The sequence below is a fragment of the Streptomyces sp. NBC_00076 genome (assembly GCF_045041235.1).
Taxonomy (GTDB): Bacteria; Actinomycetota; Actinomycetes; order Streptomycetales; family Streptomycetaceae; genus Streptomyces.
In genome coordinates this window covers 7,030,291-7,044,218 of the sequence record NZ_CP108242.1, presented here as the reverse complement: position 1 = coordinate 7,044,218, position 13,928 = coordinate 7,030,291, and the positions used below count along the sequence as shown (strand labels likewise).

At 70.4% G+C, this 13,928-nt stretch carries 17 protein-coding genes; 6 read left to right on the top strand and 11 right to left on the bottom strand.

The annotated features are described in order from the left end of the window. The first annotated feature begins 86 nt into the window (after positions 1-86). Positions 87-716: a CGNR zinc finger domain-containing protein gene (locus OHA64_RS32225; RefSeq protein WP_405619082.1), complete on the top strand. Its 630-nt coding sequence runs from the start codon at positions 87-89 to the stop codon at positions 714-716. Here the strand turns inward: OHA64_RS32225 and sodX are convergent. Beyond that, on the bottom strand, positions 620-1,054 hold the full coding sequence (sodX, locus tag OHA64_RS32220) for a nickel-type superoxide dismutase maturation protease (protein ID WP_405619080.1): 435 nt from the start codon (positions 1,052-1,054) through the stop codon (positions 620-622). The two genes, OHA64_RS32225 and sodX, sit on opposite strands and share 97 nt — an antisense overlap. Before the next feature lie 145 nt (positions 1,055-1,199). Between sodX and sodN the strand changes: the two genes are divergently transcribed. After that, positions 1,200-1,595: a superoxide dismutase, Ni gene (sodN, locus tag OHA64_RS32215; RefSeq protein WP_030928916.1), complete on the top strand. Its 396-nt coding sequence runs from the start codon at positions 1,200-1,202 to the stop codon at positions 1,593-1,595. Positions 1,596-1,713: 118 nt separating this feature from the next. Here sodN and OHA64_RS32210 read toward each other — a convergent pair whose 3' ends face one another. Both OHA64_RS32210 and OHA64_RS32205 read right to left on the bottom strand, forming a co-directional pair. Further along, complete coding sequence (locus tag OHA64_RS32210; protein ID WP_405619078.1) at positions 1,714-2,904, bottom strand: M20 family metallopeptidase; 1,191 nt, start codon at positions 2,902-2,904, stop codon at positions 1,714-1,716. 100 nt (positions 2,905-3,004) lie between these two features. Beyond that, positions 3,005-4,558 carry an AbgT family transporter gene (locus OHA64_RS32205; RefSeq protein WP_405619076.1) on the bottom strand — a complete coding sequence of 518 codons (1,554 nt, stop codon included), beginning with the start codon at positions 4,556-4,558 and terminating at the stop codon, positions 3,005-3,007. A 146-nt stretch (positions 4,559-4,704) separates the two neighbouring features. Between OHA64_RS32205 and OHA64_RS32200 the strand changes: the two genes are divergently transcribed. Beyond that, on the top strand, positions 4,705-5,730 hold the full coding sequence (locus tag OHA64_RS32200; RefSeq protein ID WP_405619074.1) for an Lrp/AsnC ligand binding domain-containing protein: 1,026 nt from the start codon (positions 4,705-4,707) through the stop codon (positions 5,728-5,730). A 122-nt stretch (positions 5,731-5,852) separates the two neighbouring features. Here OHA64_RS32200 and OHA64_RS32195 read toward each other — a convergent pair whose 3' ends face one another. Beyond that, positions 5,853-6,086 carry a hypothetical protein gene (locus tag OHA64_RS32195; RefSeq protein ID WP_405619072.1) on the bottom strand — a complete coding sequence of 78 codons (234 nt, stop codon included), beginning with the start codon at positions 6,084-6,086 and terminating at the stop codon, positions 5,853-5,855. Between the two features lie 18 nt (positions 6,087-6,104). Then, entirely contained in the window at positions 6,105-7,259 is a 1,155-nt protein-coding gene (locus OHA64_RS32190; RefSeq protein WP_405619070.1) for an anion permease, read from the bottom strand. A gap of 102 nt (positions 7,260-7,361) precedes the next feature. Between OHA64_RS32190 and OHA64_RS32185 the strand changes: the two genes are divergently transcribed. The 3 genes from OHA64_RS32185 to OHA64_RS32175 are packed head-to-tail and all read left to right on the top strand — an operon-like array spanning position 7,362 to position 8,988. Continuing rightward, positions 7,362-7,775, top strand: coding sequence for a helix-turn-helix transcriptional regulator (locus OHA64_RS32185; RefSeq protein WP_405619068.1), 414 nt, complete (start codon positions 7,362-7,364; stop codon positions 7,773-7,775). A gap of 9 nt (positions 7,776-7,784) precedes the next feature. Next, positions 7,785-8,195: a VOC family protein gene (locus OHA64_RS32180; protein ID WP_405619066.1), complete on the top strand. Its 411-nt coding sequence runs from the start codon at positions 7,785-7,787 to the stop codon at positions 8,193-8,195. Positions 8,196-8,241: 46 nt separating this feature from the next. Continuing rightward, complete coding sequence (locus OHA64_RS32175) at positions 8,242-8,988, top strand: VOC family protein (protein WP_405619064.1); 747 nt, start codon at positions 8,242-8,244, stop codon at positions 8,986-8,988. Here the strand turns inward: OHA64_RS32175 and OHA64_RS32170 are convergent. The 6 genes from OHA64_RS32170 to OHA64_RS32145 form a co-directional block, all read right to left on the bottom strand. After that, positions 8,975-9,229: a hypothetical protein gene (locus tag OHA64_RS32170; protein ID WP_405619062.1), complete on the bottom strand. Its 255-nt coding sequence runs from the start codon at positions 9,227-9,229 to the stop codon at positions 8,975-8,977. The genes OHA64_RS32175 and OHA64_RS32170 overlap by 14 nt on opposite strands. A gap of 68 nt (positions 9,230-9,297) precedes the next feature. Further along, positions 9,298-9,717: a YciI family protein gene (locus tag OHA64_RS32165; RefSeq protein ID WP_405619060.1), complete on the bottom strand. Its 420-nt coding sequence runs from the start codon at positions 9,715-9,717 to the stop codon at positions 9,298-9,300. 118 nt (positions 9,718-9,835) lie between these two features. Further along, positions 9,836-10,090 carry a hypothetical protein gene (locus tag OHA64_RS32160; protein ID WP_405619058.1) on the bottom strand — a complete coding sequence of 85 codons (255 nt, stop codon included), beginning with the start codon at positions 10,088-10,090 and terminating at the stop codon, positions 9,836-9,838. Between the two features lie 114 nt (positions 10,091-10,204). Further along, positions 10,205-10,876 carry a GNAT family N-acetyltransferase gene (locus OHA64_RS32155; RefSeq protein ID WP_405619056.1) on the bottom strand — a complete coding sequence of 224 codons (672 nt, stop codon included), beginning with the start codon at positions 10,874-10,876 and terminating at the stop codon, positions 10,205-10,207. Positions 10,877-11,161: 285 nt separating this feature from the next. Beyond that, positions 11,162-12,238, bottom strand: coding sequence for a family 2 encapsulin nanocompartment cargo protein polyprenyl transferase (locus OHA64_RS32150; protein WP_405619054.1), 1,077 nt, complete (start codon positions 12,236-12,238; stop codon positions 11,162-11,164). A 113-nt stretch (positions 12,239-12,351) separates the two neighbouring features. Further along, on the bottom strand, positions 12,352-13,758 hold the full coding sequence (locus tag OHA64_RS32145) for a family 2B encapsulin nanocompartment shell protein (RefSeq protein ID WP_405619052.1): 1,407 nt from the start codon (positions 13,756-13,758) through the stop codon (positions 12,352-12,354). Positions 13,759-13,928 lie beyond the last annotated feature (170 nt).

Here is a 13,928-nt window from a genome sequence, read left to right as displayed (position 1 = left end):
TGCGATGTCACGTAATACCCTGGATGCACGACCGGCTGTTACCCCGACCGCACCACGACCATAGAACGCCTCCGTAAGGACTACAAGTGGAACTGGCCTATTACTCGGACTACGCCGTGCGCCTCGTCAACAGCGAGGAGCCGGGCCGGGGCAAGGACGTGCTGACCTCGGTCGAGGCAATCCACGACCTCTTCGGCGGCAACCAGGGGGCCGCCCGGCGCGCCACGGACGCGGACGTCACGCGGTTCCGGGGCGTACGGGCCCGGCTCCGTGCGGTCTTCGAGGCGGCGGACGCGGGCAGCGAGACCTTGGCCGTGGACCTGCTGAACTCGCTCCTCCTGGAGTTCCCGGTGAGCCCGCAGATCTCCGGCCACGACCACCGGGACGACGAGGGCCGCCCGCTGTGGCACATGCACCTGGCGGACCATCCGTCCAACGCGACCGCGGGCTACGCGGCGATCGCGGCGATGGGCCTGGCCTTCCACCTCACGGAGTACGGCGTCGACCGGCTGGGCCTGTGCGAGGCGCCGCCCTGCCGCAACGCCTACCTGGACACGTCCACCAACCGCTCCCGGCGCTACTGCTCCGACCGCTGCGCCACCCGCGCCAACGTGGCCGCCTACCGCGCCCGCAAACGTCTGGAGGCGGACCGGTCGGACAGCACCGGCCTCGCGGCCGACAGCGCCCAGCGCATCGCGGCGAACGGCGAACGCTGATCCGGCCGGCGCGGCCGGTAACGGAAGCGGACCCTGCCCAGGACCAACTCATCGGGCACGGTGCCGTAATCGGTGCTGTCGCCGCCCGCGTACGAGTTGTCACCGAGCACCCACCAGCCGCCCTCGCGCCGCTCCGCCGCCCGCTTGACGACCAGCAGGTCCTGCTGGAACGGATGACGCAGCACGAGCACGTCCCCCGGCCTGATCCGGGCGCCCCACTGCACCACGAGCTGGTCCCCGTGACGGAGCGTGGGCACCATCGACGGTCCGGTCACCTCGGCCAGCCCGAACGGCAGCACGGCGCCCCGGCCCTCGGTCTCCTGCGACAACTCCGGCATCTCCCGGCACCTCCCCGGTCCATCCTCCACCAGTCTCAGTCTGACCCCGGACTTTTGTCCTAAGCCCATGGGGGCACCCGCGAAATCAGCTCCCCCGGGGAGTAATGTCGCACCTGAGAAGACGATCACGAGGAAGGAACGCTCCATGCTTTCCCGCCTGTTTGCCCCCAAGGTCAAGGTCAGCGCCCACTGCGACCTGCCCTGCGGCGTGTACGACCCGGCCCAGGCCCGCATCGAGGCGGAGTCGGTCAAGGCTGTCCAGGAGAAGATGGCCGGCAACGACGACCCGCACTTCCAAGCGCGCGCCACCGTCATCAAGGAGCAGCGTGCCGAGCTCGCGAAGCACCACGTCTCCGTGCTGTGGAGCGACTACTTCAAGCCCCCGCACTTCGAGAAGTACCCGGAGCTGCACCAGCTGGTCAACGACGCCCTGAAGGCCCTCTCGGCCGCCAAGGGTTCGACCGACCCGGCCACGGGCCAGAAGGCCCTGGACTACATCGCCCAGATCGACAAGATCTTCTGGGAGACCAAGAAGGCTTGATCTTCGATCCTGCCGCTCGACCTGCGTTTTCCCTGGTCGCCCGGTATTCCTGCCCGCACCCGGTCCGCAGGCCGCCGAGAACGGCGTCCAAGGCGGTCCGGGTGCGGTCTTGTGTGGTTCAGCCGCGCAGCGGTTGCGCCAGGCGTCCGAGGAGTCCGGCGACGAGGGCGGTCTGGGCGGGCACGGTGTCGGGGTAGATGAACTCGCCCTGGGCATGGGCGCCGTCGCCGACCGCGCCCATGCCGCACAGGACCGGCAGGCCGAGCGCGGCGACGAAGTTGGCGTCGCTGGCGCCGCCGACGGCCGCCTCCGGCAGGTCCGCGCGTCCCTGCTCGCGGGCGACCTCGCGGGCGAGGGCGAAGAGCGGGGCGGAGGCGTCGTTCAGTGTCATCGGCGGCCGGTTCCAGGCGTGGTCGACCTCGATGCGTACGCGGGGGTCACTGACCTCGATGGCGGCGAACTCGGCGTCCACACGGTCCTGTTCGGACTCGCTGCTGATCCGGATGTCGATGCTGGCGGTGGCCTGTCCGGCGACCACGTTGGTGGCCGAACCGCCGCTGATCAGGCCGGGGTTGACGGTGGTGCCCTTCTCGGGGCGGGCGACCTTCGCGGCGGCGATCACGAATTCGGACAGGGCCAGGATCGCGCTCGCCCCGTCCTGCGGTGCGAGCCCGGCGTGGGCCTCGACGCCGGTGGCGGCGGCCCTGAAGATCCCGGAACCCTTGCGGGCGGTCTTGACGGCGCCGTGCGCGGTGGGCTCCAGGACCAGCGTGACGTCGGCCTTCTTCGCGAGGTCCTCGATCACGGGGCGTGAGGACAAGGAGCCGATCTCCTCGTCGCCGTTGAAGAGGAACGTGACGGTGGGCAGAGGGGCGCCGCTCTCCCGAGCGAGCTTCAGGGCCCACATTCCCTGCGCCAGACCGGTCTTCATGTCGAAGATGCCGGGCGCGCTGAGCTTCTCCCGACCGTCGCCGTCCGCCTCCGGCTGCACCCATCCGGCGAACGTGCCCGTGGGCCACACGGTGTCGTAGTGGCCGACCAGCGCGACGTGCCCGGCCCCGGTGCCGGTGTAGGTCAGCGTGAGGGTGTCGCCGCACTCGCCGCCCGGGTGGCGGTGCTCGTGGTCGGGCCGCCCGAGTCGGTGCACGGCCAGTTCACGCAGGAGGTCCAGGCCCGCCGCGAGGCCGGCCAGGTCGTGGCTGCTGGTCTCCTGGCGGACGAGCGTGAGGATGTCGGTGACGATCTCCGACGAGACCTCCTGGGCGCGGGCGGTGAGGGTGGCGGGCGCGGGTACGGGCGATGCGGTCATGATCGGCTTTCTCGTGTCTGCCGTACGCCTCGTACGGCACTCGTGTCTGTCGTACGTCCCGTACGACGGTGTGGGGGCGTTTCTCGATGGCAGCGCCGGGTCAGCCGACGCCGAAGGGGATGCCGAGCAGGTACCAGAGCACGAAGAACGCGACCCAGACGACCCAGACGACGGCGGCGATCGGGATGGTGAAGGAGGCCAGCGTGCCAATGCCGGCGGACTTCCTGTGCTGCTGGATGAAGGCGAGCGCCATCGCGAAGTAGGGGCTCATCGGGGTGACGCAGTTGGTGACCGAGTCGGCGACGCGGTAGACGGCCTGGGTGGTCTCGGGCTCGATGCCGATGAGCATCAGCATCGGGATGAGCACCGGGGCGGCCAACGCCCACAGGGCGGAGCCGCTGGTGATCACGAGGTTCATGAAGGTGATCAGTACGGCGATGCCGACCAGCACGCTCCAGCCGCTGAGGTGCATCTGCTTCAGCGTCTCCGCGCCCTCGATGGCGATGACGTTGCCGATGTTCGTCCACTTGAAGTACGCGAGGAACTGGGAGATCGCGAAGAACAGGACGAGGATCGGGGCGAAGGTGCGGGTGCCCTCGACCAGCGCGTCCACGATGTCGCCCGCCGAGCGGAAGGTCCCTGCCATACGGCCGTAGACCCAGCCGAGCAGGGAGAAGAACAGGAACAGCACGATCGACATGCCGCTGATCACCGGGGACTCGACCAGGGAGCCGCCTTCACCGCGGAGCGGGGAGGACACCGGGATCATGGCGGCCGCCAGGACGGCTGTGAAGCCGAGCGCGGCCAGGCCGGTCGTCCGCAGGGCGCGGCGCTGCTCCGGGGTGACCTCGATCGCCTTCAACTCCGCGGTGTTCAGCGCCTGAACCGGCTCGTCGGGGGCCAGGTCCGAGCGCCTGGAGATGACCTTGTCGACGACGAGCGTGATGACCAGGGCCACGAGGACGGACGAGGCGACGCCGAAGAAGTAGTTCGCCACAGGGGTGACGACGTAGTGCGGGTCGATCGTGTGGGCGGCGGCGGTGGAGATCGACGACAGCAGTACGTCGGTCGTGGTGAGGGACGGGGAGGCGTCGTAGCCGGCGGATATGGAGACGTAGGCGACGATGCAGCCGAGGACCGGGCTGCGGCCGGCCGCGCGGAAGACGAGCGCCCCGAGCGGGATGAGGGTGACGTACGCGGCGTCGCCGGCGACGTGGGCGACCATCGCCGTCATCGACAGCGCGAAGGTGAGGTACTTGCCGGGCACCCGCGCGACCATGCGGCGCAGCAGGGTCGTGAACAGCCCGCTCGCCTGGGCGACGGAGATGCCGAAGCCGACGATGAGGATGGTGGCCAGCGGCGGGAAGGTCGCGAAGTTGTCGACGGCCCCCTCGACCATCGTCGTGAGCCCGGCCTTGCTGAGCAGGCTCTGGACCTTGATGGTCTCGTGCGTTCCGGGGTGCGGGGTGCTGACACCGGCCGCCGCCAGGATCGCGCTGAGGACGATCACGACCCCCGCGAGGATCCAGAACAGCCAGAACGGGTTGGGCAGCTTGTTGCCGACCCTCTCGATCGCCGCGAAGGCACGGAACGCGGCGCGCAGGACTCTCGAAGGTGGTTCGGTCGGCTGGGGCTCGGTGGCGGTGGCACTCATGGGTACCTCTTCGTGCATTCGGGGAGGGCTCAAGATGACGCCTGGGGGATGTTCCTGCAAACCATGACAGCAAAATGAGAGATTCTCTAGTGCCGGCATGTAACAGTGGAATTAACCAGCAGACGACGGCCGTCTAAGGTGGGCACATGACCCGCCTCCCCCTGGACGAGCTCGACCGGCGCCTGATCGGGGCGCTGCACCTGGCACCCCGGGCCACCTGGGACGACATCGGCGGGATCCTGTCCGCCGACGCCAGCACCCTGAAGCGCCGCTACGACCGACTGCACGAGGCCCGAATGGTCCGCGTGATCGGGCAGGCCGACTGGGGCATGCACTCCACGGCGATGCCGATCCACGTGTTTTTGGACATTACTGGCGAAACCCCGCTGGCCGTCCTCGACCGGTTGCGTGACCTGCCCCACGTGCAGCTCCTGGCGCAGGTCTCCGGCGACCATCCGCTCTATGCCGTCGTCCACGCCCCCAGCGAGGCCGCCACCAGCGAGGCCATCGACCGGATGTTCTCGCTCCCGGGAGTCCGCCGCGTCAACGCCCTGCCCGCGCTCAGCACCCTGCGCCGGGGCATCACCTGGGACCCGCAGCTCCTGAACGACACCGAACGGGCCGACCTGCTGACACTCACTGGTGCACAGCCGGAGGGCATCGCGACGGCGACCCCTCCCGCCAAACCCCTGAGCGAGGCCGAGCGCGCGGCCGTCACCCTGCTGATGCGGGACGGCCGGTCCTCCGCGGCGAGCATCGCGCGGGCCGCGGACCTGGCCACCTCCACCGCGCACCGCGTCGTCCGCCGGGTCCTCGACGAACAATGGGTCAAGCCGCGCCTGGAGATCGTGTCGGAATGGCTCGGCTTCCAGACCCCCTTCCTACTGCGCCTACGCGTCGCCCCCGGCGACACCCCCGACGTCATGCGCCGACTGGACCAGCTCCCCCAGACCCGGCTCGCCGTCCACGTAGCCAGCGACATGTCCGTCCTGTGCGCCGGCCTGGTCACCGACCGCTCCGCCCTCGCGGTCTTCATCGACGACGACCTCGCCAAGATCCCCGGCATCCTCACGGTCAGCGCCGCCGTCATGCTCGCCGAACCGCGCCGCTACTGGCTGGACCGGGATCTGACGTCGGGGCTCGGGGAGTTCCACGCGCCGGCGCTGCTGTAGTTCAGGGCGGCGCCGCAACGGACGCAGTGATCGACGCGGACCCCGAAGGGGCCCGGCCGGAGACGTTCCGGCCGGGCCCCTTGGCTGTTCCCGCACGGCAGGCGGCGTGGAGGGAACCGAGGTCAGTGGAAGCGCGGCACGATCAGATAGATCCCGTACGCCACCACCGCCGCGCACGCGGCGAAGCAGAGGGCGGCCTGGGTGAGGCTCCCGGCGTGGACGGTGCCGTTCTCCTCACGTGCCCCCTCGAACCGCGCGAGGCCGAGGACGCCGAGGGCGAAGACGACGACCACGGCGACGGTGACGCCGATGCTCACCGCGGTGACCTGGCCCAGTGCGCTCCAGTCGAGACTCATGCTGTGAACTCCCCTGTCTCAGGCGGCCGTACCGACGCCGGCCGGCGTGGTGGCTCGGACGGCGACCTCATGGGTGTCGTTGACGTTGTTCGCGTGCACCGGGTTGCGCCGGGAGAGGATCACGATGCCCCCGGCGACGGCCGCGCCGACCAGTGCGACGACGACGGTGCCGAGGTTGCCGCCGTGCTTGACCACACTCGCGGAGACACCGCCGACGAACGCGGCGGCGGGCAGGGTGATCAGCCAGGCGGCGACCATCCGCCCCGCGACACCCCAGCGCACCTCCGCGAGCCGCCGCCCGAGGCCCGCGCCGAGGATGCTTCCCGAGGCGACCTGGGTGGTGGACAGGGCGAAGCCGAGGTGGGCGGAGGTCAGGATGACGGTCGTGGAAGCGGTCTCGGCGGCGAAGCCCTGGGGCGACTGGATCTCCGTCAGGCCCTTGCCCATCGTGCGGATGATCCGCCAGCCGCCGAGGTAGGTGCCCAGGCCGATGGCGAGCCCCGCCGACGCGACGACCCACACCGGCGGACCGGCGTCGTGTCCGAGCGCACCCGCCGAGATGAGCGTCAGGGTGATGACGCCCATGGTCTTCTGCGCGTCGTTCGTGCCGTGCGCGAGCGAGACCAGCGAGGCGGAGGCGATCTGTCCGAGCCGGAAGCCCTTGGTCACCGACCCCTTGCGGGCCCGTGCCGTGAGCTTGTAGGCGAAGTACGTGGCGATCAGGGCCGCGACCCCGGCGACCAGCGGCGAGGCCACCGCCGGGATCAGCACCTTCTCGACCACCTTGTCGAAGTGCACCCCGTGGGAGCCGGCACCGACCCAGACCGCCCCGATCAGCCCGCCGAACAGCGCGTGCGACGAACTGGACGGCAGCCCGACCAGCCAGGTCAGCAGATTCCACAGGATCGCCCCGATCAGTCCCGCGAAGATCATTCCCGGCGAGACCAGGGTGTCGTCCACGATGCCGCCGGAGATCGTCTTGGCGACCTCGGTGGACAGGAAGGCGCCGACCACGTTGAGGATTCCGCTGATGAGGACGGCGGTTCTCGGCTTCAGCGCCCCCGTGGCGATGGAGGTGGCCATCGCGTTCGCCGTGTCGTGGAACCCGTTGGTGAAGTCGAAGGCGAGCGCCGTGACGATGACGACGGCCACCAGGAACGTGATGTGGTCCATCCCGCCATGCAAACAAGGCCAGGCCAATGGCCGGAGAACCGGAGGCAAAGGCCGTTCCAGGACCCCGCGCACAAGTGATGGAGACCGTGTGATGCTGTGGGCGTGACCCTTGAGGACCTCGTCCGGCTGCGGAAGGCGCGCGACCGGATGGACCGCGAATACGCCGAGCCGCTCGACATCCCCGCGCTCGCCCGCACCGCCCTGATGTCACCGGGCCACTTCCAGCGCAGCTTCCGGGAGGCGTTCGGCGAGACGCCGTACGCCTATCTCATGACCCGCCGGGTGGAACGCGCCAAGGCCCTGCTGCGCCGCGGCGATCTCACCGTGACCGAGGTGTGCATGGCGGTCGGATGCACCTCGTTGGGCTCCTTCAGTTCCCGCTTCACCGAACTGGTCGGCGAGACCCCGAGCGCCTACCGGGCCCGCTCGCACGAGGAGGGCGCGGCGATCCCGGCGTGCGTGGCCCGGATGTACACCCGCCCCAGACGAGGGGCGGGAGGGCCGCCACGGTTCTAGGCTTCGAGCATGGATCTGAAACTCAAGCAGTGCTTCATCGCCGTCGACGACCATGACAAGGCGATCGCCTTCTACCGGGACGTGTTGGGCCTGGAGATCCGTAACGACGTCGGCTTCGAGGGGATGCGGTGGGTGACCGTGGGCTCACCGCTGCAGTCGGACGTGGAGATCGTGCTGGAGCCGCCGGCCGCGAACCCGGACGCCTCGCCCGCCGACCGGGAGGCGATGGCCCGGCTGCTGGCGAAGGGCGTGCTGCGCGGGGTCATCTTCACCACCGCCGACTGCGACGCCCTGTTCTCCCGGGTCCAGGAGTCCGGCGCCGATGTGCTCCAGGAGCCGACGGACCAGCCGTACGGCGTGCGGGACTGCGCGTTCCGGGACCCGGCGGGGAACACGCTGCGGTTCACGGAGCGGGCCTGACGCAATTCGGGCGAGGCCCTGGCCTCGGCGATCTACGATCACCGCCATGAGCCGATCCGTCCTGTGGACCTACGCCTTCATCGACCGGCCTCTCCCGCTGCTCGACCGGACCTGCGCGTTCTGGACCGCCGCCACGGGCACCCGGCTGTCCGCACCGCGGGGTGAGCGGCAGGAGTTCGTGACCTTGCTGGCGGACGGGTCCGACGCCTGTGTGAAGGTCCAGGGGGTGCTCGACGGCGAGGGCGGCGCGCATCTCGACCTCGCCGTGGACGACGTGCCTCAGTTCGTCGCGTCGGCGCACCGGCTCGGGGCACGGACGGTGACCGACCTCGGCACCCTCGTCGTCCTGCGCTCCCCCGCCGGTCTGCTGTTCTGCGCGGTGCGGTGGAACGGCGAGTCGAGGCGGCCGCCGGTGGTGCTCGGCAGCCGCGTCGACCAGGTCTGCCTCGACCTCGCACCGTCGTCCTACGACGCCGAAGTCGCGTTCTGGAGCGGCCTGCTGCCCGACTGGGAATCCCGGCCCGGCTCGCTCCCCGAGTTCCACGTGGTCAAGCCGCCGCCGGGACTGCCGGTCCGTATCCTCCTGCAACGGCTCGACGAGGAACGCCCCGCCGCCGCCCACCTCGATCTGGCCTGCGCGGACATCGAGGCGACCCGCGCCGCGCACGAACGCCTCGGGGCGAGGGCGGTCTTCCAGGGCAGGCACTGGACCGTGATGCGCGATCCGGCGGGTGGCACGTACTGCCTGACGGGCCGCGACCCCGAGACGGGCGGGCTCCCTAACCTCTCGTGAACGCGCAGGCGGTGAGTATCCGGTCGTACGAGTCGGGGTCGGTCGTCGGACTCGGGCAGCGGGTCTCCCAGCCTTCCGGCGGCGAGGGGGTCGCCGTGGGCTCCGCCCGCTGCCACGAATACGGTCCGGGTGGCCGGGCCGAGTCCTGGAGCCACAGGGTCACCCCGCCCCCGAGCGCCACGGCGACCAGCCACACCGTCACGACCCACCGCCACACCCGGCGGGGCCTCTCCCCCGTCATGCCCATGTCTCCCGCACGCACCGCACGCTAGCCGACCGCGGTCGGGCGGCGCCTCATGGTCGGACTTCTCAGCCGACGTCCCCCGCGCCGTCCATGATGGGCCGGATCACCACCGGGTGGACGGGAGCGCCCTCGGGCTGGGGGCAGCGGGTGACACGGTCGGCGATCTCCGTGACCCGGTCAAGGCTCGCGCACTCCACCACCCAGTAGCCCGCCATCAGCTCGTTGGTCTCGCTGTACGGCGCGTCGGTGATCACTGCCTTGCCGTCCTCGCCGAGCGTGACCGTGCGGATCCGCGCCGGCTCGGCCAGGCCCTGTGCGTCCACGAGCTCACCGGTCTCGGAGAGGTGCTCGTTGATCGCGCCCATGTGGGCGTACATCGCCTGGAGGTCCTGTTCGTTCCAGGCCGGGGAGCCCTCGGTCGTCTTGCCGCGCATCGCCTCGTAGTCCGCCTGGGTGCCCTGCACCATGACCATGTACTTCGCCATGAGCCCACTCCTTCGACTGTCTTCGGTGGTCCCCCTGTGCGGGGGCGCTCGCACGGGGCGCCCACAAGGGGGACGTCGGAGCCGGTCGGGAATTCTCGACGCCGTTCGGGTCGTGTTCTCAGGTTCTCTTCCCGGTCCTGTGCGCGGCGGTGGTCCGAGGATCTCCTGAGCCGGTCTCGGGCCTTCCGGGTTTCCTCCCGGCCTCGGTGCCTTCCGCGTTGTCCGCGCCTTCCGCGACGTACGCCGCGCATTCGGGATCTCGGCACGGTCCGGCCACCCACACCGGGACCCACGCGCCCAGCGTCTTGTGACGCCGGACGACCGTATCGACGGGCTGTCCGCAGACGGGACAGGCATATGCGTCGCTGTCCATGTCCTCAGAGTAGGACGAGCGCGGCGTCAGCGCTTCCTGCTGTACGTGCGCACCGGTACGCCGTTCTGGAAGGTCCGTACGTCGTCGAGCTCGAGGGGCCGATGACGGTTCGGCTCAGCCCTGGGGCTCTCGCCACATCGGCCACATCGTGGGGCCGTCGGGCAGGTCGAGGGGGCGGCCCGCGAGCGTGAAGCCGAGGCGCTCGTACAGCTTGCGGCTGCGGGCGTTGCTCGCCTCCAGATAGGCGGGCAGCCCCTCGCGGTCACAGCGGTCGAGGACCGAGGCCATGAGCGCGGTGCCGAGGCCCTCCCCCTGGCGCTCGGGGGCCACGGCGATCATCCACAGGTAGGCGTGGGCGCGGCCCTCGGGGTGGATGTCCGCCGTGAGCCGACCGATCAGCTCGACCCGCTCATTGTCCGGGTCGACGGCCTCGCGCAGCAGGGCGGGGCCATCGCTCTCAGCGGCGTCGCCTTTGACGGAGTCGTCGGAGTCGTCCAAGCCGGAGCCGTCCGCCGCGGAGTCGTCCGCGGCGGAGTCGTGCCCATGGTCGTCTCCCGGCACGGACAGCCACAGCGCGCAGGCCGTGCCGTCCTCGGTGACGTCGACCCGGCCCTCGGCGAGCACGATGTCGGTGAACGCGCCCATCAGCATCGGGTGAGTCATACGGCGGTGCTCGTCCCCCGGAAAGACCCAGCAGCTCACCGGATCGTCCTGAAATGCCTGGTCCAGCAACCGGACGAGCAACTCCCGGTCTTCTGCGCCCGCCGTCCTCACCGCCACACCCATGTCCACCCCTTCGCCTCAACCAGCCTTGGTTGTACGGCGGTTGAGCCTATACGGGACCTCCCGGCGCCGGGGACGAAGGGCAGGGACAAAGGGCGGAGACAGAGGACGGTGACGGAGGACGGGGCAAAGCACGGGGACAAAGGGCGGGGCCCGCACGCCGTGGGGATGTGCGGGACCCGCCGAGACCGGAGCCCGTGGCCGTGCGGGGTCAGGAACCGCACGGCCACCGGGGACTCCGGGTCCTGGGCGCCCTCCCCCCGGTGGACGCCTCCCGATGGACGCGCGTCAGCCGCTGCGCCGGGTCACGAACTCGGCCAGCGAGAGCAGACCCCCCGCCGCTTCCGGGTCGGACACCGCCCGGGCCAGCTCCTGCATCGCCCGGGCCATCCGGTCGGCGGCCTGGACCTGCGCCCAGTCGCGCCCGCCCGCTCGCTCCACCGCCAGGGCGGTCCGCTCCAGGTCCTCCTCGGCGTAAGGGGCTGCGTACAGTGCGGCCAGTTCGGCGGATTCCCGGGTCCCCGAGACCAGCGCGGCCACCACCGGCAGGGACTTCTTGCGGGCGGCCAGGTCCGCCCCGGCCGGCTTGCCGGTGCTGCGCGGGTCACCCCATATGCCGATCACGTCATCGATGAGCTGGAACGCGAGCCCGGCCTCCCGGCCGAACCCGTCCAGCGCCCGGACCTCCTCCTCCCCCGCTCCCGCGTACAGCGCGCCCAAGGCGCAGGCGCACCCGATCAACGCGCCCGTCTTGGCCTCGGCCATGGCGAGCACCTCGTCGAGAGTGACGTCGCGCGGGCCGAGCGCCTCCATGGCAGTGTCGGCGTGCTGGCCGGCACAGAGCTCGACGACACAGTCGGCGAGCCGGGCGGCGGCCCGCGCCGACGCCGGATGCGGGTCCTCGGCCAGCAGCCGGAGGGCCAGCGCCTGGAGTGTGTCCCCGGCGAGGATCGCGTCGGCGTCGCCGAACACGGTCCACGCCGTGGGACGGTGCCGACGGGTTCTGTCCCGGTCCATCACGTCGTCGTGCAGCAACGTGAAGTTGTGGACCAGTTCCACCGCCGCGGCCGCCCGCACCGCCGCCTCCCGCGCCCCCGGTCCGCCGAGCGCGGCGGCCGCGGTGAGGACCAGCGCCGGACGTATGGCCTTGCCCGAGTTGCCCGCCGCCGGGGTGCCGTCCGCGTGCTCCCAGCCGAAGTGGTACAGCGCGATACGGCGCATGGAGGCGGGCAGCGACTCGAGCGCGGAGCGCAGTTCGGGATCGACCGACGCCCGCGTCCGCTCCAGGATCACCCCCGCCTCGTGACCGTCGAGCGGGTGCGTCCCGGTGGAGCGTTGCTCCGTCTCCGCCATGAACTCGTTCATGAGGTCCCCCTCGGAGAGTCCGCGGACGGTGTCGTCAGCGCCGCGGCGGGGCGCGGACGACCGGGGTGTACCCGCCCCGAAGGGCGGGAACACGGCCTTCAGGTGCGGAGACGTCACCTCCAGCGGCCGATCTCGACGTTCTCCAGGACACCCAGCGCGTCCGGCACCAGGACCGCCGCCGAGTAGTACGCCGTCACCAGGTACTTGATGATCGCCTGCTCATTGATGCCCATGAAGCGCACGGACAGGCTCGGCTCGATCTCGTCCGGGATGCCGGCCTGCTGGAGGCCGATGACACCCTGCTCGGCCTCGCCGGTACGCATGGCGATGATCGAGGTCGTCCGGGACTCGCTGACCGGAATCTTGTTGCACGGGTAGATCGGCACCCCACGCCAGGTGGGAATCCGGTTGCCGGCCACCTCGATGGTCTCGGGGACGAGTCCGCGCTTGTTGAGCTCACGGCCGATCGCCGAGATCGCGCGTGGATGGGCGAGCAGCAACTTGGTGCCGCGACGCCTGCTGAGCAGCTCGTCCAGGTCGTCAGGGCCGGGCACGCCGTCGTGCGGCTGGATCCGCTGGTCGTACTCGCAGTTGTTCAGCAGACCGAACTCGCGGTTGTTGACGAGCTCGTGCTCCTGGCGTTCCTTCAGCGCCTCGACGGTGAGCCGGATCTGCTGCTCGGTCTGGTTCATGGGCTGGTTGTAGAGATCGGCCACGCGGGAGTGGATACGCAGCACCGTCTGGGCGATGCTCAGTTCGTACTCACGGGGCCGGGCCTCGTAGTCGACGAAGGTGTGCGGGATGTCCGGCTCGCCGTTGTGGCCGGCCGCGAGGTCGATCGCCTTCTCGCCGAACTTGTTGGTGCGCTGCGAGGGGATCGAGCGCTGCTCCTGAAGGTGTTCGCTCAGGGATTCGGTGCGCTCCGCGACCTGCTCGACCGACTGGCGGGGCAGCACGAGCACCGTGCACGCGGTGACCGCGCGGGCCGTGTACTCCCAGATGGCGTCCGGGTCCAGCAGCGCCTGGTCGCCGAAGTACGCGCCGTCAGCGAGGACTCCGAGGACCGAGTCGTCGCCGTAGGGGCCGGTGCCGACCTTCTCCACCCGGCCGTGCGCCAACAGGAAGACCTCGTCGGCCCGGCTGCCGAACTCGGCGATCACGGTCCCGGCGCCGAACTCCCGCTGCTCGCAGCGCCGCGCCAGTTCGGTCAGCACGTCCTCGTCTTCGTAGGACCGCAGTGCGGGCAGCTCGCCCAACTCCGCGGGGATCACCTCGACGCGGTCGCCGGTCTTCACGAACGTCACCCGGCCGTCGCCGACCGCGTAGGTCAGTCGCCGGTTCACCCGGTACGTACCGCCCTGCACGTTCACCCACGGAAGCATGCGCAGCAGCCAGCGGGAGCTGATCTCCTGCATCTGGGGTGCGGACTTGGTGGTGGTGGCCAGGTTCCGCGCGGCCGCCGTGCCGAGACTCTGCTGCGGCTTGTCCTGCTCTGCGCGGACCTCTTCGCCTACCGACATAAGGAATTGCCCTCCCGGTCATACGCGGCAGCGTCTGCTCCGCGCATCGATCTGCACGGATCAGCCTTCCATCACGGAACGTGCCGGTGCTATTACACGAAAGAGCGGGGTTGGATCACCGCCGACTGGGCACATGAGCGATTCCTGTCCGATCGGGACGGGTCACGGGC

Coding starts and splice junctions, on each gene's coding strand:
- sodX (WP_405619080.1), bottom strand. CDS start 1,054: ATGCCGGAGTTGTCGCAGGAGACCGAGGGCCGGGGCGCCGTGCTGCCG.
- sodN (WP_030928916.1), top strand. CDS start 1,200: ATGCTTTCCCGCCTGTTTGCCCCCAAGGTCAAGGTCAGCGCCCACTGC.
- OHA64_RS32210 (WP_405619078.1), bottom strand. CDS start 2,904: ATGACCGCATCGCCCGTACCCGCGCCCGCCACCCTCACCGCCCGCGCC.
- OHA64_RS32205 (WP_405619076.1), bottom strand. CDS start 4,558: ATGAGTGCCACCGCCACCGAGCCCCAGCCGACCGAACCACCTTCGAGA.
- OHA64_RS32200 (WP_405619074.1), top strand. CDS start 4,705: ATGACCCGCCTCCCCCTGGACGAGCTCGACCGGCGCCTGATCGGGGCG.
- OHA64_RS32195 (WP_405619072.1), bottom strand. CDS start 6,086: ATGAGTCTCGACTGGAGCGCACTGGGCCAGGTCACCGCGGTGAGCATC.
- OHA64_RS32190 (WP_405619070.1), bottom strand. CDS start 7,259: ATGGACCACATCACGTTCCTGGTGGCCGTCGTCATCGTCACGGCGCTC.
- OHA64_RS32180 (WP_405619066.1), top strand. CDS start 7,785: ATGGATCTGAAACTCAAGCAGTGCTTCATCGCCGTCGACGACCATGAC.
- OHA64_RS32175 (WP_405619064.1), top strand. CDS start 8,242: ATGAGCCGATCCGTCCTGTGGACCTACGCCTTCATCGACCGGCCTCTC.
- OHA64_RS32170 (WP_405619062.1), bottom strand. CDS start 9,229: ATGACGGGGGAGAGGCCCCGCCGGGTGTGGCGGTGGGTCGTGACGGTG.
- OHA64_RS32165 (WP_405619060.1), bottom strand. CDS start 9,717: ATGGCGAAGTACATGGTCATGGTGCAGGGCACCCAGGCGGACTACGAG.
- OHA64_RS32160 (WP_405619058.1), bottom strand. CDS start 10,090: ATGGACAGCGACGCATATGCCTGTCCCGTCTGCGGACAGCCCGTCGAT.
- OHA64_RS32155 (WP_405619056.1), bottom strand. CDS start 10,876: ATGGGTGTGGCGGTGAGGACGGCGGGCGCAGAAGACCGGGAGTTGCTC.
- OHA64_RS32150 (WP_405619054.1), bottom strand. CDS start 12,238: ATGAACGAGTTCATGGCGGAGACGGAGCAACGCTCCACCGGGACGCAC.
- OHA64_RS32145 (WP_405619052.1), bottom strand. CDS start 13,758: ATGTCGGTAGGCGAAGAGGTCCGCGCAGAGCAGGACAAGCCGCAGCAG.